Origin of the sequence: Halopseudomonas salegens (assembly GCF_900105655.1) — a bacterium.
In the GTDB taxonomy this organism is placed as follows: Bacteria; Pseudomonadota; Gammaproteobacteria; order Pseudomonadales; family Pseudomonadaceae; genus Halopseudomonas; species Halopseudomonas salegens.
Genome location: NZ_LT629787.1, coordinates 3,505,760 through 3,529,040, shown reverse-complemented (window position 1 = coordinate 3,529,040; position 23,281 = coordinate 3,505,760). Strand labels below are relative to the sequence as shown.

Annotated in this window: 18 protein-coding genes; 2 read left to right on the top strand and 16 right to left on the bottom strand. The window is 57.1% G+C overall.

Annotated features, from left to right (window positions below):
- Window positions 1-7 precede the first annotated feature (7 nt).
- The 3 genes from BLU07_RS16330 to folE2 are packed head-to-tail and all read right to left on the bottom strand — an operon-like array spanning window position 8 to window position 4,336.
- Complete coding sequence (locus BLU07_RS16330) at window positions 8-1,390, bottom strand: dihydroorotase (protein ID WP_197675030.1); 1,383 nt, start codon at window positions 1,388-1,390, stop codon at window positions 8-10.
- Window positions 1,383-3,413: a threonine--tRNA ligase gene (gene thrS, locus BLU07_RS16325; RefSeq protein ID WP_092389034.1), complete on the bottom strand. Its 2,031-nt coding sequence runs from the start codon at window positions 3,411-3,413 to the stop codon at window positions 1,383-1,385. The genes BLU07_RS16330 and thrS overlap by 8 nt, the downstream gene beginning before the upstream one ends.
- Complete coding sequence (gene folE2 / locus BLU07_RS16320; protein WP_092389032.1) at window positions 3,410-4,336, bottom strand: GTP cyclohydrolase FolE2; 927 nt, start codon at window positions 4,334-4,336, stop codon at window positions 3,410-3,412. Before folE2 ends, thrS begins: the two co-directional genes overlap by 4 nt.
- 244 nt (window positions 4,337-4,580) lie before the next feature.
- On the opposite strand from folE2, the gene gmk reads away from it, so the two are divergent.
- Entirely contained in the window at window positions 4,581-5,204 is a 624-nt protein-coding gene (gene gmk / locus BLU07_RS16315; RefSeq protein WP_092389030.1) for a guanylate kinase, read from the top strand.
- A gap of 70 nt (window positions 5,205-5,274) precedes the next feature.
- Here gmk and BLU07_RS16310 read toward each other — a convergent pair whose 3' ends face one another.
- The 13 genes from BLU07_RS16310 to BLU07_RS16250 form a co-directional block, all read right to left on the bottom strand.
- Window positions 5,275-6,384, bottom strand: coding sequence for an alginate lyase family protein (locus BLU07_RS16310; protein WP_092389028.1), 1,110 nt, complete (start codon window positions 6,382-6,384; stop codon window positions 5,275-5,277).
- A 430-nt stretch (window positions 6,385-6,814) separates the two neighbouring features.
- A complete protein-coding gene (locus tag BLU07_RS16305; protein ID WP_092389026.1) occupies window positions 6,815-8,305 on the bottom strand; it encodes a right-handed parallel beta-helix repeat-containing protein in 1,491 nt (496 codons plus the stop codon).
- An 18-nt stretch (window positions 8,306-8,323) separates the two neighbouring features.
- Window positions 8,324-9,436, bottom strand: coding sequence for an alginate lyase family protein (locus tag BLU07_RS16300; protein WP_231701658.1), 1,113 nt, complete (start codon window positions 9,434-9,436; stop codon window positions 8,324-8,326).
- The gene (locus BLU07_RS16295) at window positions 9,415-10,827 is read right to left on the bottom strand and encodes an alginate O-acetyltransferase AlgX-related protein (RefSeq protein ID WP_231701657.1); all 1,413 of its coding nucleotides are present in this window, start codon (window positions 10,825-10,827) and stop codon (window positions 9,415-9,417) included. Before BLU07_RS16295 ends, BLU07_RS16300 begins: the two co-directional genes overlap by 22 nt.
- A 28-nt stretch (window positions 10,828-10,855) precedes the next feature.
- Window positions 10,856-11,461: an alginate O-acetyltransferase AlgF gene (locus BLU07_RS16290; RefSeq protein WP_231701656.1), complete on the bottom strand. Its 606-nt coding sequence runs from the start codon at window positions 11,459-11,461 to the stop codon at window positions 10,856-10,858.
- 47 nt (window positions 11,462-11,508) lie between these two features.
- Window positions 11,509-12,624, bottom strand: a complete 1,116-nt coding sequence (locus BLU07_RS16285) for an alginate O-acetyltransferase (RefSeq protein WP_092389019.1) — start codon at window positions 12,622-12,624, stop codon at window positions 11,509-11,511.
- A 9-nt stretch (window positions 12,625-12,633) separates the two neighbouring features.
- Window positions 12,634-14,061, bottom strand: coding sequence for an MBOAT family O-acyltransferase (locus BLU07_RS16280; RefSeq protein ID WP_092389017.1), 1,428 nt, complete (start codon window positions 14,059-14,061; stop codon window positions 12,634-12,636).
- Window positions 14,062-14,075: 14 nt separating this feature from the next.
- Window positions 14,076-15,458, bottom strand: a complete 1,383-nt coding sequence (locus tag BLU07_RS16275; protein WP_092389015.1) for an alginate export family protein — start codon at window positions 15,456-15,458, stop codon at window positions 14,076-14,078.
- Window positions 15,455-16,885, bottom strand: coding sequence for an SEL1-like repeat protein (locus tag BLU07_RS16270; RefSeq protein WP_092389013.1), 1,431 nt, complete (start codon window positions 16,883-16,885; stop codon window positions 15,455-15,457). Before BLU07_RS16270 ends, BLU07_RS16275 begins: the two co-directional genes overlap by 4 nt.
- A 9-nt stretch (window positions 16,886-16,894) precedes the next feature.
- Complete coding sequence (locus tag BLU07_RS16265) at window positions 16,895-18,058, bottom strand: PilZ domain-containing protein (RefSeq protein ID WP_092389011.1); 1,164 nt, start codon at window positions 18,056-18,058, stop codon at window positions 16,895-16,897.
- A 23-nt stretch (window positions 18,059-18,081) separates the two neighbouring features.
- A complete protein-coding gene (locus BLU07_RS16260) occupies window positions 18,082-19,587 on the bottom strand; it encodes a glycosyltransferase family 2 protein (protein ID WP_092389946.1) in 1,506 nt (501 codons plus the stop codon).
- Window positions 19,588-19,640: 53 nt separating this feature from the next.
- Window positions 19,641-21,068 carry a mannose-1-phosphate guanylyltransferase/mannose-6-phosphate isomerase gene (locus tag BLU07_RS16255; RefSeq protein WP_092389010.1) on the bottom strand — a complete coding sequence of 476 codons (1,428 nt, stop codon included), beginning with the start codon at window positions 21,066-21,068 and terminating at the stop codon, window positions 19,641-19,643.
- Between the two features lie 142 nt (window positions 21,069-21,210).
- Window positions 21,211-22,521, bottom strand: a complete 1,311-nt coding sequence (locus tag BLU07_RS16250; RefSeq protein ID WP_092389008.1) for a nucleotide sugar dehydrogenase — start codon at window positions 22,519-22,521, stop codon at window positions 21,211-21,213.
- 497 nt (window positions 22,522-23,018) lie between these two features.
- On the opposite strand from BLU07_RS16250, the gene rpoZ reads away from it, so the two are divergent.
- A complete protein-coding gene (gene rpoZ / locus BLU07_RS16245; RefSeq protein ID WP_092389006.1) occupies window positions 23,019-23,279 on the top strand; it encodes a DNA-directed RNA polymerase subunit omega in 261 nt (86 codons plus the stop codon).
- Window positions 23,280-23,281 lie beyond the last annotated feature (2 nt).

Sequence of the window (23,281 nt, the reverse complement as noted above, 5' to 3'; positions counted from 1 at the left end):
TTCCTGTTCAAAGCGATGCCGCGGCATCAAGAAATTCAATCGGCTGGCCAATCGGCTGGCCAACCAGTGCTTCATCGCGGACCACCGGGTGTCCGCGCACCACGGTATGCAGTGGCCAGCCGGTGACCGGCAGGCCGTCATAGGGGGTCCAGCCACTGACGCTGGCAATCCACTGGTTGGTGATGGTGCGTTGCGCGGCCAGATCCACCAGGGTCAGGTCGGCGTCATAGCCCAGTGCAATCCGGCCCTTGCCGGCGATACCGAAAATACGCGCCGGCCCGGCACTGGTCAGGTCGACCAGCCGCTGCAGGCTCAGGCGCCCGGCATGCACATGGTTCAGCAGCAGGGGTAACAGGGTTTGCACCCCGGTCATACCGCTCGGCGAATCCGGATAGGGCCGGGCTTTTTCTTCCAGCGTGTGCGGCGCATGATCGCTGCCGACCACATCCACCACACCCTCGGCAATCGCCTGCCAGAGCGCATCCTGATGACGCTGCTCACGAACTGGCGGGTTCATCTGCGCCAGCGTACCCAGGCGCTGATAGCATTCGGGCGCGCACAGGCTGAGATGGTGCGGGGTTACCTCCACGGTGGCGCGCCGCTTGTGCCGGGCCAACAGCGCCATTTCTTCCGCTGTCGACACATGCAGCACGTGCAGCTTGCGGTTTGCCTCCGCCGCCAGACGCAGAATCCGCTGCGTCGCCAACAGGGCACTCTGTTCGTCGCGCCAGACCGGATGCAGGGTCACATCGCCGCACCCCTCGACCAGGGCCTTGCGTTGCTTCAGGCGCGCCTCATCTTCGGCATGTACCGCCAGACGTCGCCGTCCATTGCGCAAGATATTGCGCAGTACTTCCTCTTCGTCCGCGAGCAAATCGCCAAAAGAGCTGCCCATAAAGACTTTTACCCCGGCACACCCGGGCAGTGCTTCCAGCAGCGGCAAACGGTCGGCATTCACCGCCGAGCCACCGATGTAGAAGGCGTGATCGCACCAGGCGCGGCCCCGGGCGCGGTCCAGTTTGGCCTGCAAATCCTCAGCCTTGAGGGTCAATGGCTGGGTGTTGGGCATCTCGAAAATCCCGGTAACGCCGCCAAGTACCGCACCACGGGTACCCGCTTCCAGGGTTTCCTTGTGCGTCAGACCCGGCTCGCGAAAGTGCACCTGGCTGTCAATGACACCCGGCAACACATGCAAACCCGTGGCATCCAGGGTGTCGTCTGCAGTCCATCGCCCGGCCAAGGTGCCGAGCGCAACTATGCGACCCGCCAGGCACGCCAGATCCAGCCGCTCGGCGCCACTGGGCGTCAGCAGGGTGCCGCCGAGCACCAGCAGGTCCGCGTGGCGGCGGTCCAGGCGTTGCTGCACTGCAGCGTCCATGGCATCACTCATGTTCGACCGCCATGGTCTGGGTCAGCCGCTGAAAACGGGCTTGCTGGGCCTGTTGCCGCGCCGCCTGATCCGGCGCTGCGGTGTGCTGGCGTAAAAAGTCCAGGGCCTGCTGCAAGGGCATGACGCCAAGATCCTCACCATCACGACTGCGGATGGCGATAGTGCCGGCGGCGCACTCACGGGCACCCGCTACCAGCAGGTAGGGGATACGCGCGAGGGTCTGTTCACGGACCTTGTAGCCGATTTTCTCGTTGCGCACATCGGCGTCGGCGCGTACGCCGGCAGCCGCCAGCCACTGCGCAACCTCGTTGACATAGTCGGTCTGGCCATCGGTAATCGACAGCACCATGACCTGCAGCGGCGACAGCCATGCCGGCAATTTGCCGGCGTGGTGTTCAATCAGGATGCCGGTGAAGCGCTCAAGCGAACCAAACAGTGCCCGGTGCAGCATGACCGGGCGCTTGCGCTGGCCATCTTCGGCGACATACTCAATGCCAAAGCGCTCGGGCAGGTTCATATCGACCTGCAAGGTACCGCACTGCCAGTCGCGGCCAATGGCATCACGCAGCACGAACTCGAGTTTGGGACCATAGAAGGCGCCCTCACCCGGGTTCAACTGACAGGCCAGGCCCATACCCTCCAAGGCGTTGACCAGGGCATTTTCCAGCAGGTCCCAACTGGCATCATCCCCCATGCGGTTATCCGGTCGGGTCGACAGTTTGATGCGCACATCGTCAAAGCCGAACTGACGATAGATATCCAGCACCAGCTCGATAATGGCGCGGCACTCGCCATCCATTTGTGCCGGGGTGCAGTAGATGTGGGCGTCGTCCTGGGTGAAATGGCGCACGCGCAGCAGGCCATGCAGCGCGCCAGAAGGCTCGTAACGGTGCACCTTGCCGAACTCCCCCATGCGAATCGGCAGATCACGGTAGCTTTTCAGGCCATGGCGGTAGAGCAAGACACTACCGGGGCAATTCATCGGCTTGAGCGCCAGGGCGCGACCGTCTTCGGTCTCGGTGGTGAACATGTGATCGCGGTAATTGTGCCAATGCCCGGAAATCTCCCACAGACTGCGGTCCATCACATCCGGGGAATTGACCTCGACATAGCCGGCGTCCTGCTGTCGGCGGCGCATATAGGCAATCAATTGCTGAAACAGGGTCCAGCCACGCGGATGCCAGAATACCGCGCCGGGGGCGTCGTCCTGGAAATGGAACAGATCCAGCTGTCGGCCCAGGCGGCGATGATCACGTTGCTCGGCTTCTTCGATACGTTGCAGGTAAGCCTTGAGCTGCTTGCGATCCGCCCAGGCGGTGCCATAGATGCGCTGCAACTGCTCTTTCCTGGCGTCACCGCGCCAATAGGCACCGGCCAGACGGGTCAGTTTGAATGCCTTGAGAAAACGGGTATTGGGCACGTGCGGGCCGCGGCACATATCCACGTACTCTTCGTGGAAGTACAGGCCCATGGCGGCCTGCTCCGGCATGTCGTCAATCAGACGCAGCTTGTAATCTTCACCACGCTGACGGAACAGCGCCATCACCTCAGCGCGCGGCGTGATGCGTTTGATGACGTCGTAATCACGTGCGATCAGCTCGGCCATGCGCGCTTCAATGGCCGCCAGATCATCCGGGGTAAAGGGTCGCTCATGGGCAATATCGTAGTAGAAGCCATTTTCGATAACCGGGCCAATCACCATGCGCGCCTGCGGGTAGAGCTGCTTGACCGCGTGGCCGAGCAGGTGGGCACAGGAGTGACGAATAATCGCCAGTCCTTCGGCATCGCGCGGGGTGATCAGCTGCAGGCTGGCATCACTGCTGATCAGGTCGCAGGCATCCACCAGTTGGCCATCCAGTCGGCCGGCCAGGGTTTGCCGTGCCAGGCCAGGGCCAACGGCTGCCGCAACCTCGGCTACGCTGACCGGATGTTCGAAGTGACGCTGCGAGCCATCCGGCAAGGTGATACTGACGCCCTGCTCGGCGGTCTGTTGCGGGGCGTCCTGGCTGTGCTTGACTGTCATACGGGTTCCACCGGTCGGGGCGCGCGACGGACACCGGCAGACGCCACGGCATCATGCGGGTGCAGACTTTCCAGATGGCGGACCTGCACCCGAGGCTGGTGGTAATGCCCGTCCAGCGCGGCCTGAATGCGCCGCGCGGCATCTTCAACAAACATCAGATTCTGCCCGTTCATCGCGGCAAAGGCCTGCTCATCAGCGCGCTTGACCGCGGTTTGCACCGGGGTACCCAGCGCCTGTTCAACCCGGTCAATCAGCTCGAACAGGCCCAGCGATCCTGATTCGGCGCCCAGCTGTACCCGCACCTCGGCTTCACTGCGCTGGCTATGCGGGGTTGCCAGGGTGGCATGCTGGCGCAGCCAGTCAGCCACCACTGTCGCATCCAGATGCTGCTGGCCTGCAAATGCCTGGCGAAAGCCCTGCTCCACCAGCTGTCGCGCCAGTGCCGCCGAACACGGACAGGTGGATGAATAGCAAGCGGTGACCTGCATCTCCAGGCTGAATACCCCCTGGCGCAGCATGGCGGTCATCTGCACCGGATAGGCCGTCCAGCCCGACAGATCCGGGGTAATCAGTGCCGGCCGGCGGGTCAGCAGATCAAACTGCAATACCACACGGGCATTCTGGCTGGCGCAATCAAGGTGACTGTCAATCATGGTCTGCAGCAATTGCTGCAGGCTTGCCGGCGTCAGGGCCTCGCGCTCACTCCAGGCATCCAGCAGGCGGTACAACCGGGACATATGAATGCCCTTGACCTCTGGTTGCTGCAGATCCACTGCCAGGTCGGCCCGCGCGTGCAGGTCACGCTGGTAGCCGGATTCCTTGAGGGTGACCGGTATATCGATACCTTGCATCCCCACCCAATCCAGCGGGCAACCGTTGGTGACCCTGTCGGTCAGGGATACGTCGGGAAGTGGTGCATTCACAAATCTGGATCCTTTAAGACATCTCCGCGCCAGGGCGGGAAATAAAAGCGGGTGCTGGGCAACCGGCGAACCGAGGTGCAGCAGATATAAGTGTTATATTATAACTATTTGGTGGTTTTGTCAGCCACCGGCAGCCAGCGCGCAGGCGGACGCTGGCTCAGCGCCGCGACCATTACCCCCGCCACAACACAGCATCGTCACTTGGTTTATACTGGCGCTTTTCCAGCCAACGGGATCTTTTCCGATGCACCACGCCAGCGGCACCCTGTATATCGTTTCCGCCCCCTCCGGCGCCGGCAAGACCAGCCTGGTCAAAGCCTTGCTGGAACAGGTCGACAGCCTGCACGTATCGGTGTCGCACACCACACGGGCACAGCGCCCCGGTGAGATTGATGGCGTCAATTACCACTTTACCGAGCGTGAACGCTTTCTCGCCCAAGTGGAGCAGGGTGATTTTCTTGAGCATGCGGAAGTGTTCGGCAACCTCTATGGCACCGCGCAAAGCACCGTGGAAAAAACCCTGGCGGAAGGGGTGGACCTGATTCTGGAAATCGACTGGCAGGGCGCGCAACAGGTGCGCAAAAAGTTGCCGTACGCCTGTTCCATTTTCATTCTGCCGCCGAGCCGTGAGGCCCTGCGTGAACGTCTGGACCAGCGCGGGCAGGATGCCGCCGAGGTGATTGACCAGCGCATGGCGCAGGCCACTGAAGAAATGCGTCATTACACCGAATATGACTATGTGGTGATCAATGACGACTTCAATACCGCACTGGACGATTTACAGGCCATTCTGCGTGCCGGTCGCCTGCAGCGCACCGGGCAGCAGACACGCCAAAGCTCACTGATTGGCGCTCTGCTGTCGGATTGAATACCTGGTTACGGCACGGACCTGCCGACTGCGTCAGGTCCGCGCCACCAAGACGGTAAAATCCGCGAAATCAATCGATATCCGGATAAAATGGGCGCAAATCGCCCCCTACCTGGCCGTAATAACCGACATCCTGCTTCACCTTGCTGTACAACTCCAAGGCCAGAGCATGGTCGGGCTGCATCGACAGAAAGGGCAATAACCAGACCATCTTGTGACGGGACACTTCATCCTGACGACTGGTCAGCTCGGTGACTTCTTCCTCTCGCAGTGCACCCAAGGCAGCCAGATTGACCAATTGCCCAAGCCGCGACCATTCATCGCGCGTCAGTTTCCGGCCATGGGCCTCAGCGGTTTGGGTCATAAGCACCAGCGGCACCAGTGCATAGTGGTGATAATCGATTGCCAGGTTGTCGCGGTCCATCTCCAGTGGCAGGTATCGATAGTCACCCACGCCCGGCTGCATCTGCTTCAGCGCAAGGCCAAAGGTTTTTGCCGACCAATGCAGATAGTCGTTACGGTCAACCAGCATGCCGGTAGCAGCGACAGCCCAGGCGGCCCAATAGTCATGATTATTGAACCAGGCAAAATCGAGGCTTTGCCGTGGGGTATAGTCGTCCATCACCGCTCCACTGAGTTGCTGTAACCAGTCTCGCTGGGCGGCTGTCAGGCTATAGCGATTATTGGTCAGGGCCTGGAGTTTGAGCAGGCGACCGCTGATGGCTGCCAGCGACCATTTTCGCTCGGCTCGCCCGGTACTACTGACGTTGGAGCTCAACAATGCCCCTTCCATGGCCCAGCTTTCCAGCCAGGTGTGCAGACAGGCCAGGGCAATATTGGCCTCCGCCGGACTCCTGGCCCCTTCAAAGAGCCTGATGCCTTCATTCAGTCCGTTGTGATAGCTCTTGATGTGCTCACGAATGAGCCGGGTGTCGTGCGACAGATCAGTTAATGTGGTTTTGCTCGCATCTGACTGGTCATACTTGCTGTCCAGTTGGAGATGACCCGTGTAGGGCTCAGGCGGGGGCAGCGGACAGCTCACCGCGCGGTAATCGCCAATCATTGCAGATTGAGGGGTTTCACGGGCAGGCCAGATAGTATTGGCCGCAGCGGCAGGCAGTGTAATTCCAAGGCACAACAGCAGGGTGACACCAGCTGTCAGTGGGTGCTTCGTCGGCATAGTCTTACCTCTATGGGTAGCAGGATTGGCAGCGCTTCGCTGGGCTCTCCTTGCATACCGACTGCATCTTGGTATTGCGAAACTCGGGTTCCTTGCTCAATTAAAGAAATATCAGCCGCTATCGATGCAGGCCGGGGGATTTCCTCAGCCTTTGTTCGCTAGCGCACAGACAGAGTAGCGTAAAAATATTGACGTCAAAAATTTTTCTTTGATTGTTTTTGAATATCCCGATGACTGGTATACAACGGATCAAAACGCCACTATGCCGCGGTGACCTGCAGACCGAACGAGAATCTGGACCGTTTCAGGGGATGTCAGTGCGAGGGGGGGGGGTAATCCTGGCCAGGCATAAAACGGAGGGAATCAATTGAGCAAGAGGGGATGCAGACGACGGCAGACAGGCGTCGCTGCATCGAACGGGACTCAGCGTTCAGCTACGCCCCGGACACACCAATGGCGGCCTGTCTTGTGCTGCGCGCTGGGCCATGTCTACCGCAACCAGGCAACCCTGTTTCAGGGTAGCCTCAAGTAATTCGGCCTGAAATGGCAACAGGTCGCCAATCAGCAAGTTCTGCTGCAGGGGATTCGCAAGGTAGCGATTCTCTCCCAGCACCAGGTGGTTGACACCTTCAATACGGATCATGGCTTTGCCCACCTGCTCAAGGTGATTGCCGGTCAATTGCAAGGGACCGCTGAGCCGCTGCTCATTCCGAATACTGATGGCATATTCCGGCGTGCCCATGATGCGATTATTGACCAGCATGCCCTGATGCAGACCACCGCCATCAATGGCGGTCAGCTGCGTATTGCCGATCAGGTTGTTCTCGAACACCAGCCGGCTGCTGGCCGACAGATCGCGCAACAGCAGACCATAGCCCGAATTGCCGCCTATCTGATTGCTGCGCACGATGATATTACCGTTCAGCAGGCTGACCTCAATGGCGCTCTTGCTGGCTTTCAGAACCCGGTTGTGCTCAACCAGACCATCGCTTCGCCCACTGATCCGGATACCGCTATTGTTGCGGACTCCGGCAACACGATTGTGGGCCAGAACAAAGCCGCTGTCGGCCAGATCCAGCGCATACTGCTGCATGTCCTCAAAAGCGCTTGTCTCGACCCGGGCCAGCGCCTGACTCAACTCGAGTCCAACCGACATGTCGCTGAAGCGGCTATCAGTGACCATTACCCTGGCCGGGGAAATATCGCTGCCCTGCTGAGTGCTGCGGGCGGAGCTGATGCCTCGGGAAAGATGCTCGTTATAACCCAACCGACTGAGTTCGGCCCCCTCTATCTGCAATTGACTGCCCGCCCAGTTGATCACAAAGGGGCGATATGGGCGATCTGTGGTGTGCGGCTGGCCGTCATTGTAGCCATGCAAACCAGCCTGACGCAGAATCAGTTGCCCCCGGTTGATCAGGGCGGTACCCGAATTGCTGTAGAGGTGAAGCTGGGTGTTTTCCACCAACAGGGCCGCATCGGGCTCGATCATCAGTGGAAAATGCAACAGATAGCCATTGTCGTGGCGTGACAGAACCCGCTCGTTATCCAGCTGTGCATGGAGCTGCGCGAGACTGATTGTGCCGCCGCGAATGACGACAGCACGCGGATGCTGATTCTGATAGCCGGCAATGGCGCGGAACAAGCCATTGTGCACAAAGGGTTCAAAGGGCCAACTGCCCTGCTGGGCAGAAAACATAGGTTGCAAGGATGCCTGTGCACGACCGGCAGGTGCCGCGCGCATGGCCAGGTTCAGCTGTATGGCCTGATCCGTCAGTTCACGATAATTCTCCAGTGCCTGCTGATGAGCACCCGGGTCCACCACTGCCAAGGGGGTCGAGACCTCGGCCAATGCCATTGAGGTACTCAACATGCAGGCGATAATGCTACTCAGGCCACTCTTGAACATACTCGAAACACCCATGCTGTCATTCCCTCGAAATCAATCGATACCCGGATATAAGTGACGCAAATCGCCGCCAACCTGACCATAGTGGCCGATGCTGCTACCCAACTCTCCGAACAGTTCCTGCGCCAGAGCATGCTCAGGCTGCCTGGCCATAAAGGGCAGCAACCAGATCATTTTGTGCGCAGGAACCTCACTCTGTGCATGGGTCAATTCGGCTATCGACTCCTCACGCAGTACTCCCAAAGCAGCCAGATTGACGAGTTGCCCCAGGCGCGTCCATTCGTCCGCAGTCAGCCTGGCGCCATTGACCTCGGCAGCTTCAGCCAGGAACACCAATGGCACCAATGCATAATGGGTGTATTCAATCGCCAGCTTGCCGCGGTCCATTTCCAGCGGCAGATAGCGGTAATCCCCATCACCCGGCCGCATCTGCTGCAGCGCCAGACGCAAGGTTTTATCCGAAAAGCGCATATAGTCATCACGCTCCAGCAGCATGCCGGTAGCACTGATCGCCCAGGCCGCCCAATAATCATGATTGTTGAACCAGGCGTAATCGAGGGTTTGCCGTGGACCGTAATCATGCATTACCGCCTCGCTGAGCTGCTGCAACCAGCTCAGCTGACTGCTCGACAAGCTGTAACGCTGGTTGCTGAGGGCCCGGACCTTGAGCAGGCTACTGCTGATGGCAGCGAGGGACCATTTGCGCACGGCACGGCCAGTGCCGCTGACATCGGTACTCAGCAACGCTTTGCCTTGCGCCCAGGCTTCGAGCCAAACATGCAGGCAAGCCAGGGCAATATTGGCCTCCATCGGATTGTCAGCGCGTTCAAACCGGCTGACGATTTCAACCAGTCCGCGGTTGAAGCTGGTGATGTGATCTCGAACCCGCCGCGTATCCCGGGAGAGGGGAGTCAGCGTGGTCTTGGTGGCATCGGACTGATCATATTTGCTGTCCAGTTGCAGGTGACCCGTGTAGGCCGCAGGCGGAGTCCTGGGGCAAGTCAGGGTGAGGTAGTCGTCGACAATCATGGCCGACTGGGTAGTTTCCCGAGCGGGCCAGATACTCGTGGTCGCGGCGGCAGGCAATGCCAGGCTCAGGCCACACAGCAACACGCCACTGACGCTCAATAGGTTCTTGACCCGCATAATCGCACCTCCATGTTGACCGGCGCTTGCAAGGCTTCGGTTGGCTCCATGAACACCGACAACAGGTTGGCGTTGCGAAACTCAGGGTCCTTGCTCAGTTCCAGGTAGTACTGGCCGCCACTGACGATGGCCTCGCGGCGAATCCACACCTTGTCTCGCTTGCCATTGTCGTAGTAAACGATCAGATAAAAATGCTTGAGATTGCCGTTACTCAAACGAATATCCAGGTACACGTCATGTCCCGCCATCTCAAGCCGTTCATCCCCGGTATTGCTCAGTAACTCGATACGCTCGTTGACCTGCACACTGGTTTTTTCCAGTTGATTGCTGAGCAGCGCAGCCTCATTACTGCACTGACCTTCGATGGCTGGAATCAACTGGCGATACATCAGTGGGTCAGCCAGTCGGTAATTGGCCGGTAACTCCCAGACGATCAATTTGGGCGGAGCAGCCGCCGAGTAGCTGTCCGAATGCAGATACTCAATCAATGCGCCGTACTCACCCGCACCCGGCATGGCAAAGTTGAGCAGATCAACACTGAGGAACTCCTTGATGAAGCCATCAAAATTGAATTGCTTGTTTTCCTCGTCACGTGTGGCCGAGTTACTGGTGCCGACAAGAATCACTTCGGGCACCGGCTCCTCATCAAACAAGGCGCTGGCATCACTGATTTCGGGCACTGTTCGATAGCCTTGCACGTACTGAAAGCCATAGTTGTTGCCGCACAGACTGGATAACGCCAGATTCAGGGTGCCGTCCTTGAACAGGGTGACGCCCGTTTCAGTCCGATAGGCTTTGCGTGGCAATTCGGCATATACCGGCTGCTGCATCAGGTGATCGGCCAGCAATCGTGCGGTGTTGCGGGCGCCAGCCGACGTCCAGTGGTGATCGCGGCGAAAGAAATACTCTTCAGCCGGCGGATTTTCCACCAGTTGCATGATGTCCGGCACTATGGCCCCGGCATCACGCATTTGTTGCAGGTAAGTGCGCAGATTGTCGGCTGCTGTCGCGTAATCAAAACCCTGGGTAAAATCTGGCCGAATCTTGTCGCGATGCATCAAACCCCGGGTTGGCTGCACAACCATCGCCAAACGGGTGCCTTGCGCTGAAAAGGTTTCCACCAGGCGGGCAAATTCTGGCTGCATACGGGCTGGCATGCCAAATTCGTTGGTCAGGTCGACATCCGAACGGAACAACCAGCGGTCAGTGCCCGGGGTCAGCTGATTGATCAGCTTCATGTTGCCTTCAAGGTAGCTGTCCGGGTCCTGCATTGCCGGGCAGAGCAGACAATCCAGGCTGGTACAATTTTCCGCCGGCTCGCTGGCCAGTACTGTCTGGGCCAGGAAACCCAGACTCAGAAATACAGCTGTTCTACACAGGGCTTTACTCACCACAGTTGTCATCCTTGTATTCTGATCATTATTCAGAAGGGTCAATGCTGTTCGCCAACATCACGGCTCGATAACCACTGGCATCCGGCATCAACGCATAACTGTAGGAACGCCCCTTGCGCAGCAGCAGCTCTTCGTAGCTGGCCAGCAGGCGCTCACCCTGATAGGCAGCAAAACCTATCTTGACCTCGTTGACCATGCGGCTGCCGGTCTGGTTCTGCCCCAGGGTATCGACTACTGTGTGCTGACCATCTGCGGTTTTCAGCGTGGCGTCTGTCCCGGTCAGGTTGTAAAAAGCGATCTGAGCCCGCCGTGGCTCGTTGATGAAGGCATCGTCAAGCAACTGCAGCTGCCCGTCGCGGTAAATCAGGGTGCTGGCGGTATTGGCTTTCAGCTCGGCTTCCAGCGTCTTTTCACCGATACTGATGCGATGACTTCCCGGAGGCACAAATCGGTAACCACCGAACTGCCCCGCCGGCACGCGCTGGGACCGGGTTTTGCTGGTCAAACCGACCTCGATGCTGATGTCGCTCAGATTGAGTACGCGGATATAGGCAGAATCAGCCGGCGCCACCGCATCATAGAGGTCGGCATTGGCGTCCTGCGCTGTCGCCAGGGAGCTGAAGATCAGCATCCAGCAAGCCATAACACAGGAAAAAAATACGCACTTGTTCATTGTCATTACCTCTCGGTAGCAAGGGTGGGCTGTGGATCCAGGCTTGAATCGCGCAGGTTTGTCCGGTGTGCCAGCAGGGTTCGAACGGGAAACTCCCAGATGACCGTCTTCAGTTCCGGGCTGGCGAAAGCCTCACTGTCGAGGAAGACATCCATGGCATGGAAAGGTCCGCGCGCCTCCAGCGCAACATCCAGCAGATCGGATTGCAGAGCCTGTTTGAGAAAACCGACGAAGTTCCAGTCATCCATGGCGGTGTAACTGGTACCCACTACCAGCAAGCTATGCTTGACCTCACCAAACAGATCAGCAGCGTCAAAGCTCTGCTGACGTTGCAGCGTTTCGTAGAGCACCACCGGTTCGGTCCGGAAAAACACCGGGGCCAGCCGGGGGTCAAAATTCAGAAAGTTGACCAGGTCGCCCTTCAGGGCCTTTTCACCCACCGCTTCACTGACATAGTCACTTTGCCCCAGCAAGTCCGGGTACTGACGAGCCAGTTCATTGGCCGCCAGGCGGGCACCGGCCGGGCTCCAGTGTGTGTCGTTGCGGACAAAAAGCGCCCCGTCGGTACCCTGCTCGAGGAAGGCCGCCCGCACCGGACTGACTGCCACGCCCCTGGCCTGCAAGTCAGCAACAAACTCGTCATGCAGATTGACCAGTCTGGCATCAGGCTGCTGCAGCGCGTGCTGCCGGTACACATCCAGTTTCATCGGCACCGGAAGGAGTATCAGCTGCTTGCCGGCCGCTTGCAGCTGTAACCTGACCCGATCGATATCTGCCAACTGGTTGTCAATATTGCTCTGCAAGTCATTGGGCGAATGGTACTCCTGGTTGGTGAACAACCAGCCATCGCGCCCCAATACCACGCCACTGGATCCTTCCCGGAACAACAGATACTGCAGATTGGCCCAATGCCGAACAGACAAGTCGCGCAGAAAAAAGCGCTTGTCGTAGAACTGCTCGAACTGCCGCAGTAACTGACCATCGACAAACAGGCTGACAGACTGCGTCTGGGTTCGGGCAAAACCAAATACGGCAGGCAACGAATACACCAGCATGCCCGCCAACATCACGATGAAGATATATCCGTTAACTTTGCTGGCCGTACGCATCACAGGAAACATATTGGCCCCCTAAAACTGGAAATACAGGAACGGTGAAAATGAATTGGCCGCCAGCCGGGTGAGTGCAAGCACAAATCCGGCCCAAAGAAACAGCGCACTTAAACTGCTCACGTGCTGCATGAAGTACCCCTCTTGCTCACCTGCGTAGTAGCGCAGATTTATTCGTCCGGTAAAAAACCACCAGGTCAGGGCCACCACCAGGAAACTTATGCTCATCAGAGAAGCTCCGTAAACATAGCCTTCAAGATTGCCCAGACCATTGAAACCGAACAAACCGGCATAAATATCCAGGCTGTGGCGAAGATCACCCGTATGGAATAGCGGCATGCTCAAATTGAGTAGCAAGAAAGTGCGGGCATTGCGCCAGACGTTGTAAGGCGTATTGATTTTGGTGGCTATCCCCAAGCGTCGTTCCACCACCATGGTGACACCAAAAAACAAGCCCCATAAAATGAAAGCGAAGCTTGCGCCATGCCAAAAACCGGACAACAACATGGTATAGACCAAAGCAACCAAGGGGCCGGCCATGCGACGTCGGACTATGGGCATATACACATAGTCACGCAAGAAGTCTCCAAGGGTCATGTGCCAGCGTTGCCAGAACTCGGTAATGCTCTGGGCCATAAAAGGCTGATTGAAGTTTTCCGGAAAACGGAAACCCATCATCATCCCCAGACCAATAGCCATATTGCTGTATCCAGAGAAATCGAAAGTCAGCTGCACGACGGAAGCCAGCAATCCCAACCAGGCATCAACGACTTGCGGCTCGCTTTCACTGAGGAACATAGCGCTCAGCGGCGCCAGCGAGTCAGCAATCAATACCTTTTGAATAAAACCCACCATGAAACGGCTGACGCCCAACGAGAACAGCTCCATGGAGTGTGTTCGCTGTTTGAGCTGCAGATCTATCAGCTTGTAGCGCACAATAGGCCCGGCAATCAGCTGCGGAAACAACGCGATATAGGCTGCGAAATCAATCAGGCTGCGGGTTGGCTCCGCCTGTTTGCGATAAATATCGACAATGTAACTGATCGCCTGGAACACATAGAACGAAATCCCCAGCGGCAGGATTATTCGCTCCAGGGTGAACGTGTTGATGCCCAGCGGCTCAAGCGCTGCAGTTATGACATCCACGCCAAAATTGGCATATTTGAAGTAACCGAGGGTCGCCAGGTTGCCAATGACCCCGACGGTCAGCCAGCGAAACGCCCGTTGTTTGTTGTCGCTATCCAGATTGGCCTTGATCCGCAGCCCGAACCAGTAATTCCAGTAGGTTATGCCGACAAACAACAACAGAAAATCCGGCCGCCACCAGGAATAGAACAGGTAGCTGCCCAACACAATGACCAGTGAACGCCAGCGGCTGCCCACCACGTAATACAGCAACAGGAAGGCTGGCAGAAACATGAACAAGAATATGTTTGAGCTGAAGACCATGGCCGACGTCCCTGTCAGTAACGCATTACGATGCCCAGGGAAACCTGGTAATCGTCATCCAGATCTCCTGTGGCTGAACCCGCACGAAAGTAACTGGCACTGAGCAGTGTGTTCATATCAAAGTGCCGTCCACGGTAGGCCAATGGAAAGCTTTGCCAGTAGTAGTTCAGATCCAGTACCTGACCAACCGATTTGCTGCCGGTATCCTGCAGTGTATTGGTGAATACCGGCAGACCACGCTCGCGATTGCGCAACCAGAGCTGACTGGCCCGCACATCCAGGCTGGTCCTTGCCGTCGGTTGCAATTCGGCGGCCAGACCGACATACACCAGGTTGCGAATATCCAGGCGCACGAAGGAACTGACCAGGCGTGTGCTATAGGTTTCCTGGTTGATCAGTCGGTCCGACTGGATACGGTTGAGATAGAAGCCGTCAGCTTCTTCTTTCGGCTTGTCGGTCAAGCCGGCGCGCATGACCAGTCTGGGGCTCCAGGGGCGGTCATCAAACCGTTTGCCCAGTTCGGTCAACAAGGCCCAACCACGGATGTCGGTAGACTCCGTACCCGAGAGACTGGGTGTCTCGCGCTCTCCGTACACTGCAGCCAGTTCAACATGGTAGTCACTGAGCCAGGGCGAGAGGATGCCGTCACCACTGGCAAACAGGCCATAGCGAATGCCGGTAAAGTCTTCCGGATCGTCCGCCTGGCGCCCGGAATAGTCATGCTCGTACAGCATTCGCACACCGAGCCAATGCCGATTCTGCCAGCCCCAGGCATACTCGCCCATGGCATAAAATACATCCTTGTCGCGGGGGTCCAGCTGATTGACGTCCGAGTTGTAGTAGTAGAATTTTTGTCCGGCCGCAGCAAAGCCGCGTGAGTAACTATCGGTGTAATCAAAACGAACGGCTTCGAAGGTATCATCCCACCAGATGCCCAGCCGGTCGGCAAAACGCTGACGGCCTACCGTCACGGCAAAACGCGGGTCATCACCTAGCAGATTACGGCGTACATAGAACTCTCGCAGCTCCGCATTCAAGCCCTCTACCCTTTCCTGGTTTTCTTCCTGCAGGGGGGTGACGGATGAGCTTGAGTCATAGGCCAGCCAACCCCGGGTGAAAACCTGCCAGCGTGGCCAGCGTTTTTCCGGAGAGTACCAGATGAACGTCGGCTCATATCGCAAGCTGTAGAAGCTTTCACGATCTGCACCAAGCAACGAATCCTCAGGTCCAATACCGCCTTGAACTGTCACCTTGTTGCGTACTTCATAGGTAACGACCTGGTCGGCAAACGGCAGCTCACCCATAGGCCGTGCAGCCTCATCCTGTGCCCAGACGCTGGAGCCAGTGACCAACAGCACCCCTGCAACCATCACCTGGCTGCGTGATAATCCCTTCATATACCGAACTCCCTGATAATGCTGTTGCGAATGGCCAGCGCTCTGGACTTCTCGGCTTCACTCAGATGCGATTCGAGTTGACGCATCAGGCCACGCGCGCGCACGGTTCCAAAATCGACGGCGACCATTGCATAGGCGTATGCTCTTGTGTGGTCGTGGCAGATCGCCCTACCCGATGTAAACAATGCCGCCTGCCGGTAGTAGGCTGCCGCCGAACCGCGTTCGGCCATCTGCTGGTACAGCTTCAGCGCCGCTTGCTGATCCGGCTCATCCAGCCCGCCCCGGGTATGGAGATCAGCAAGCAACATATATCCTTCGGTATTGCCTTCAGCAATCAGTGCCTGAATCAACTCATGCGCCTTGCCCGGATTGAGTGTTTTCCAGTTGGTCACCATCAGGGCGCTGGCCCGCAATGAACGGGCACGGACCGGGTCCTGCAAGCTGATCCGATCAATCAGCTCCATGGCTTCGGCGCCGCTGAAATTATCCGGCATCGAGGTCATGAAGTAGAATCGCGAGATCAGGGCCGGCAGCCAGTTGCGTGCTGCAGCATGCTCGGCCCAGCGCAGCGCTTCATGGCGCAAACGCTCGGACTCGGCTACGTAACCGGGTGGGCTGGGCTCCAGCTCGATACCCAACAACTCCGCCTGCTCGCGCCGTTTCCACTCGGCAACGTCTTCATCGATCCGGTATAGATCACTGATACGATCGAGCACCCTGCCGATCTGATTGATTGCATCAGCTGACATCTCCTCAACGTGGGGCTCCAGTTCACGAGCGACGCGGGGGAATACCTGATCCTGTTGCGGCCCCAGAAAGTTGTAGTAACGCTCGGCGGCACGCGCATCGGTAAACATGGCTGTGCGGTAGTGGTGATCGGCGGTCTGCATATCACCCTGGCGCTCGGCCAGAATCGCCCAATACAGCTCAGTGCCACAATCGATCAGACATGAGCGTTGGTGTAGTACGATCAGACGCTCGGCGTCATCCGCTGCAAAGAGCTCCGGATAGGTGAGAAAAACACTCAGGGTTGCAGCCAGTGTCTGGCGGTCTCGGTCGTGAGGATAAAGCTGCAAAGCCTGCCGAAAATACTCCCGGTACTGCTCACGCCAGTAGGGATAGCGCTCCATGAGACTGGCCAGTGCCCCCAACGCAGTCACCTCTCCCTGCCCACGATCAAACGCAGCCTTGAACAGTGATATGGTTTCCCCGTGACCCGAAACCTCTGCCTTGGACAATACATCGCCAAGCAGGTGCATGGCCGCATGATCACCACGCGCCACCAACCTGCGCAAATCAGCCTCGACATCTGCCTGCGGGTTCTTGAACAGCTCGTAACGAATCTGTTCAAGGCCCCGGGCCTGGACCGGCAAGCTCAGCAATACGCCCACCAGGGCAAGCGGCAATACCAGATTGAATAAGCGCATAGTCGTTACCTAGCGCAATTCACTGATGATGTCCGAGCCCGGCATTCCGGGCAGCCCAAGGACAAACTCAACCCACACGGGCTTTTGGTAGTCCTCGATGGACAGGGCCGTTTCCGGTTCGATATTCAGCAATACCATCTGGTTTTGCTGATTGATCGAAGCGCTGACCAAGCGGCCGGTGATCGCCTGCTCTGCGCCGTAGGGGCGCAAGCTGACGCGCTGGGTGCGACGCAAGGTATCGAGCTTTTCGAAAGGTACGCTGGCCTGTACGAACAACGGCTGGTCATTCGGCAACAGGTGCAACAGTGGGTCACCCTTGTAACCAAAGCCACTCAAATGGCTACCCGGATAATAAATCGTGCAATCACAGGGGCTGGAAATAACCGTTTCAATATTGGTTTGCCCCAGCAATGTTTCGATATCACCCGGGGCCAGGTCCATCATTGCGGCAACATCTGCTGGCGAGGTGATGCTGGTGCCAAGCTGAGTGGAAATGCTTGCCAGCGGCTGTCCGGTGGTGACCTGGGTCTGACCTTCAGGAACCAGAAAACGCACATTGCCATTCTCCGGCATGCTGACGATAAAGCTGTTGCTGCTGACCAGCGCCTGACTGGCCGGAATGCGGAACATCAGTTCATAGGCCTTGAACAGCACATACGCCAGCGCCAGCAAACCTATCAACAGAAACAGCAACGACCCCGCGGCAGCTTTCAGCCTTTCCCCCGGGGTGCGCTGGGTACTGTGTTTCTGCTTGCGCTCCTTGATGTAGTTTTCCCGCTGCATGACATTGAACAGACCATTGATATCAGCGATTTCACCGGACATATAGGAGGAAATGAGATAGCGCAGGATGTCCGCTTTCTGTGGGTCCAGATCAACAAACTGGGTGCCGACCTGATCACCTTTCTGAGATACCACCTTGACCTTGGCCTTGAAGCTCAGGTCAACCCGGCTCATGCCCAGAGTGATGGCCACCTCATACAGGCTGCCCAGTTTCAGTGGCTCGGGATAGATCAGCCCGATGCCGCCCAGCGAGATATCCTGCACATCACAGGAAATACTTTCGCCCTGGCTGCCCGTCAGTCTTGCCTGCGCCGGTATGCGGGTACGAATATGCTGACGCTCGTCGATTGCCTCATGGACAACCTGTTCTTTGAGAATTGATGTACTCATGTCCTATGCCCCTAATCCATTATTCAGAGTTGCGAAATATCCAACAGCGCCGAAATGACAGCGAAGAAAATGGCGATGGATGACACCAGCATCATTTTCGAGGTCCAGCGGTTCAGCCCCGCATCAAAATCATTACTGTTTCCCAAGGTGGTTTTTTGCCGGGTCCAACTTTGCTGATCCATGTGGAACATCGAGTACACCTTCATTAACGACCCGACTATCTGGTTGTAATAAAGAACAAATGGATACAGCGGATGCACCGGATGCCGCGTCAGGAAAAACAACAGGCACACCAGGGTGCGCGACAACAGAATCCAGAACAGGTAAATCAGCAGATACTGGATGCCCAGGAACAAACCCGCGACGATGGAGCCGGTCAGGCCCACCAGACAGGTCCACATGGATATCCGTTGGTCATACAGTACATAACTGGCGAACAGCCCCAGACGTGACCAACCCAGCTCGCGGGTGGCACGGAAGTTCTGCCTGAGGGAATTGCCATACCAGCGGTACATCAATTGCCGCGTGGCACGGAAAAAGTTGTTGTCCGGTGGATGCTCCACCGTCAGGGTATGGCTGTCGGGAACATAGAAGGTATCCCAGCCGGCGCGCATCAAGCTGAACCAGGATGATTTGTCATCGCCGGTCAGAAACTGGAAACGCCCCAGTCGCCAATGCGCGAGAAAATCCGCCTCGACATCCTTGATGAACTCCGGCTCGGTCATGATGCTGGCGCGAAAGAATGACAGACGCCCAGTCAGCGTCAGCACCCGCCTGGACAGTGACATGGAGCACATATTGATATGCCGCTGCACAAACCGCATGGCGTGCCATTCGCGCATCATTCTGCCGCCTTCCACCTCACAGAACTCGTTGGTGGTCACGCCGCCGACGCTTGGCATATAAGCGAACAGCTTTACTGCCCGCTCAATGCAGCCGGGCAGCATGATGGTATCGCCATCCACAACACCGACCACCGCATCCTCTACCGGCATACGTCTGGACAGTGCCCGGAAGGCGTGCGCCAGACCATCACGCTTACCGGTGCCTCGCGCCCGGACTATGACCAGCTGAATATCGTCGCGGTCCGTGATCTCCTCACGCATGAGCTGCTTGATGAAGTTCTCGTCCGCCTTTTCCACGATCGAGGCAATAATGGTGCTGGGGACCGGCAATTGCTGCAGCTCGCGAAACACCGAGCGATAGACCTTGAAAGTGGTTTCCGTTGGAATACGAAAGCTGGTAACCACCATGTACATGTGCGAAGGCAGGGCCGCATCACCCATTTTCTCGACCGCACGACGGATTTGCGGAAAACGCCAATGTAAAAAATACATGCCGCGCAGATAATGGGTAATGGCGTTGCTGTACCGCCAGATCCCCAAGGTGCCAATGAGAAAGATGAATGTGTGATGCGCCGGATCCAGACGGTCTGGATCGACCATGTTCGAGGCCAGTGCAATCAGGGCAAACAAACAGGCCCAGCCGCACAGGCTGCGCCAACCCGGCTTGTGAAACTCTGTTTCCATGAAATCACGGGGGCCGAGCTCAACCGTCTCGACACCCCGAACAGGTTCTTGTATCACTGCGTCAACGCCTCAGTCCGTCCATAGACATCTTCAAACCGCTCGATATCGTCCTCGCCCAAATAGCCACCGGACTGTACTTCGATGATTTCCAGCGGGATCTTGCCCGGATTGGCCAGGCGGTGCACCGAGGCAACCGGAATGTAGGTCGACTGGTTCTCGGTCAACAGAAAGACCTTGTCATCACAGGTCACCTGCGCGGTACCCGAGACCACAACCCAGTGCTCGGCACGGTGATGATGCATCTGCAACGACAGACGTGCGCCCGGCTTCACGGTAATGCGCTTGACCTGAAAACGACTGCCCAGATCAACCGAGTCAAAACTGCCCCAGGGACGGTAAACCTGAGTGTGGTTCATGACTTCCGGTCGCTGCCGCTTTTCCAGGCCGCTGACGGTTTGTTTGATGTCCTGCACCCGATCCTTGTGTGCCACCATTACCGCATCCTTGGTTTCCACGACCACCACATCTTCCAGCCCAACCAAGGAGACCAGCTTGTTGGTGCTGTGCACATAGTTGTTGCGGCAATCCTGCAGGGTGACATCCCCGCGCACCACATTGCCCTGGGCATCCTTGGGCTGCACTTCCCACAAGGCTGACCATGAGCCAACATCGGTCCAACCGGCAATCAGGGGGACAACACAGGCCGAGCGGGTTTTTTCCATCACGGCGTAATCGATGGAATCATCCGGGCAGCATTGAAAAGCCTGGCTATCAATCTCGATGTGATGACCATCATGCTTGCTGCAGCTCAGCGCCAGCTGACAGGTGTCATAGATATCCGGTGAGTGCTCGCGCAATTCATCGAGGAAACGACTGGCGCGGAATACAAACATGCCGCTGTTCCAGTAGTAGCCGCCATCGGCAACGTATTGCCTGGCCCGTTCGTGGTCAGGTTTCTCGACAAACGCCTCAACCCCTACCGACCCCTTGACCGGGCCACTGCCCGACTGACCACCCTTGATGTAACCGTAACCGGTTTCCGGATGCCGGGCCGGCACACCAAACAGGACCATGGCGCCGGTCTCGGCTGCTTCACTGGCCAATTTGAGTGCCGCGCGGAAGCTGTGGCCATCGGCGATCAGGTGATCTGCCGGCAACACCAGTATCAATTCGTCACGCCCGTCGGCCAACAACTGCATGGCGGCCAGCGCCACCGCTGGCGCAGTATTGCGGCCAAATGGCTCAAGCAGGATGCTGTGGGCATCCATTCCAAGTGCTCTCAACTGCTCATTGACCACAAAACGGTGCTGGTGATTGCAGACCACCATGGGCGCCTCATCCACACAGCCTTCCAGACGTTTCAGCGTCTGCTGAAAAAGGGTCAGGTCACCGGTCAGAGCATGAAACTGCTTGGGAAACTGTTTGCGCGACAATGGCCACAAACGCGTTCCGTTACCACCTGAAAGAACCAGAGGAATCATGTCATTTCTCCCTGTCCGCTACACACCGCCTTTCTGGTGCGCACAAACTGTCAAACTGATATTGGTTTATCGATATGCGTCCCGTTCAAAGCATCCCTCGACAACGCAGGGCTTCTTCAGAAAGCCCGTACTTTGCCCAGCATTACCAGCAAATGCCTTCCAGCAAGCCCTCGGTGGGCTTGTCCATGAAGCCAATCAGATCAAGGATCTGTTTGCCGGGCGGGGGATTTTTGACAATCTCGGCAAACACCGGATCAGCATTGCCGATCACGATGACATCAGAGGCCTCGATTACCTGTTGCAGGTCTGGGTGCAAAAGTGAGGAAACATGGGGTATTTTGGATTCTATATAGGCTTTGTTGGCGCCGAAGACGCGGGCATATTCAACGTTCTGGTCGAAAATACGCAGTTCAAAGCCTTTGCCTATGAGCATTTCGGCCAACTCGACCAGCGGGCTTTCGCGCAAATCATCAGTACCGGCCTTGAAGCTCAGGCCCAGCATGCCGACCTTGCGCTTGTCATAACTCTCCAGCAGCTCGAAGGCAGCCCGTACCTGGTGCCGATTGCTGGCCATGACGCCTGCCAGCATCGGGTGTTCAACGTCCATTTGGCCGGCCCGATAGGTCAGCGCTCGCACATCCTTGGGCAGGCATGAGCCACCAAAGGCAAAGCCGGGACGCATATAATAGGAAGAGATATTCAGTTTCTTGTCTTCACAGACAATCTGCATGACTTCCCGCCCATCTACGCCGCAGGCCTTGGCAATGTTGCCAATCTCGTTGGCAAAGGTCACCTTGACCGCATGCCAGACATTGCAGGTGTACTTGATCATTTCCGCCACTGGAATCGGACGGCGGAAAATCGGCGCATCAAGTTCGCTGTACAGCTCCTCGAGCAGATCACCGGACTGGGTGTCCAGCTCGCCAATCACTGTCATGGCCGGAAAGTCGTAATCCTTGATGGCAGTACTTTCACGCAGAAACTCAGGATTCACGGCCACGCCGAAGTCAGTCCCGGCTTGCTTGCCGGACGCTTTCTCGAGAGCGGGAATAACCACCTTCATCACGGTGCCCGGCAACACGGTACTGCGCACCACCACGGTATGCCGCTTGCTCTTGTTACGCAGGGCCTGGCCTATCTGCTCACAGACAATCGTCATGTAGCCCAGATCCAGGTCGCCGTTGCGCAGGCTCGGGGTACCTACGGCGATAAAAGATATATCGGTATCGAGCACCGCCTGCTCGACCTCGGTACTGCCTTTCAGCAGACCGCGCTGCAACCCTTGTTGCAACAATTCTTCCAGGCCAGGCTCGACGATGGGCGACTTGCCCTGATTTATCAGGTCAATCTTCACCTGAGATACATCGACACCTATTACCTGGTGGCCACGCGAGGACAAGCAGCCCGCACACACCGCACCTACATACCCCAAACCAAATATGCTGATTCTCATTGTCACTCTCCATAGCTTAAAAATGGCAAACGCCAAACCCAACAGCCTTGTTGGTTTTGTTTTAGTCTGGTTTGGTTTGAATTTTTTTATGTGAACTGCGTATCGGGCGATACATCAAACAGTATTCAGCAGGTTTATGGTCAATTTATATCCCAGCATTTATTATTGCGCAAGCACAAAAGGCTATTTTTTTGACTATGGCTTTGCTTGGCTGGAAATTAGCCGTAAAATTGGCGACGACTTCATGACCAATCAGTCTCAATAAAAGATAATGCGCATTTTTTGTGCGCAATGAGCACCAGAAACTAAAAATTGGCGCCAATCAACCAACGCACTGCAGCATTGGCGCTGTATTTTATCGATAGATTTGCGTGACAGGCGTCGTTCATCGCTGCGCCCTTGTCAGGCTGCGCCCACCTTCAGTAAACTGTCAGGTCCGGCGTTGTGCCGGAATGCAATCTATTCCAATTCTTGTTTGCCGCCCCGGAGAACTGCCCATGGCCCGCGTCACCGTTGAAGACTGCCTGGATAATGTTGAAAACCGCTTTGAACTGGTCATGCTGGCGACCAAGCGTTCGCGCCAACTGGCCACCGGCGGCAAAGAGCCCAAGGTAGCCTGGGAAAATGACAAGCCGACCGTCGTCGCCCTGCGCGAGATCGCTGAGAACCTGATCAACAATGACATCATTGCCGCCGAAGCGCTGCAGGATCAGGCTGACAGCCTCTACGTAATGGACGCCGAACTGCCTGAGGAATAAGC

What these genes read in the sequence shown, in the direction of transcription:
- BLU07_RS16330 (WP_197675030.1), bottom strand. Translation starts at nt 1,390, where the DNA reads ATGAGTGATGCCATGGACGCTGCAGTGCAGCAACGCCTGGACCGCCGC.
- thrS (WP_092389034.1), bottom strand. Translation starts at nt 3,413, where the DNA reads ATGACAGTCAAGCACAGCCAGGACGCCCCGCAACAGACCGCCGAGCAG.
- gmk (WP_092389030.1), top strand. Translation starts at nt 4,581, where the DNA reads ATGCACCACGCCAGCGGCACCCTGTATATCGTTTCCGCCCCCTCCGGC.
- BLU07_RS16310 (WP_092389028.1), bottom strand. Translation starts at nt 6,384, where the DNA reads ATGCCGACGAAGCACCCACTGACAGCTGGTGTCACCCTGCTGTTGTGC.
- BLU07_RS16305 (WP_092389026.1), bottom strand. Translation starts at nt 8,305, where the DNA reads ATGGGTGTTTCGAGTATGTTCAAGAGTGGCCTGAGTAGCATTATCGCC.
- BLU07_RS16300 (WP_231701658.1), bottom strand. Translation starts at nt 9,436, where the DNA reads ATGCGGGTCAAGAACCTATTGAGCGTCAGTGGCGTGTTGCTGTGTGGC.
- BLU07_RS16290 (WP_231701656.1), bottom strand. Translation starts at nt 11,461, where the DNA reads ATGCTGATCTTCAGCTCCCTGGCGACAGCGCAGGACGCCAATGCCGAC.
- BLU07_RS16285 (WP_092389019.1), bottom strand. Translation starts at nt 12,624, where the DNA reads ATGTTTCCTGTGATGCGTACGGCCAGCAAAGTTAACGGATATATCTTC.
- BLU07_RS16280 (WP_092389017.1), bottom strand. Translation starts at nt 14,061, where the DNA reads ATGGTCTTCAGCTCAAACATATTCTTGTTCATGTTTCTGCCAGCCTTC.
- BLU07_RS16275 (WP_092389015.1), bottom strand. Translation starts at nt 15,458, where the DNA reads ATGAAGGGATTATCACGCAGCCAGGTGATGGTTGCAGGGGTGCTGTTG.
- BLU07_RS16270 (WP_092389013.1), bottom strand. Translation starts at nt 16,885, where the DNA reads ATGCGCTTATTCAATCTGGTATTGCCGCTTGCCCTGGTGGGCGTATTG.
- BLU07_RS16265 (WP_092389011.1), bottom strand. Translation starts at nt 18,058, where the DNA reads ATGAGTACATCAATTCTCAAAGAACAGGTTGTCCATGAGGCAATCGAC.
- BLU07_RS16260 (WP_092389946.1), bottom strand. Translation starts at nt 19,587, where the DNA reads ATGGAAACAGAGTTTCACAAGCCGGGTTGGCGCAGCCTGTGCGGCTGG.
- BLU07_RS16255 (WP_092389010.1), bottom strand. Translation starts at nt 21,068, where the DNA reads ATGATTCCTCTGGTTCTTTCAGGTGGTAACGGAACGCGTTTGTGGCCA.
- BLU07_RS16250 (WP_092389008.1), bottom strand. Translation starts at nt 22,521, where the DNA reads ATGAGAATCAGCATATTTGGTTTGGGGTATGTAGGTGCGGTGTGTGCG.
- rpoZ (WP_092389006.1), top strand. Translation starts at nt 23,019, where the DNA reads ATGGCCCGCGTCACCGTTGAAGACTGCCTGGATAATGTTGAAAACCGC.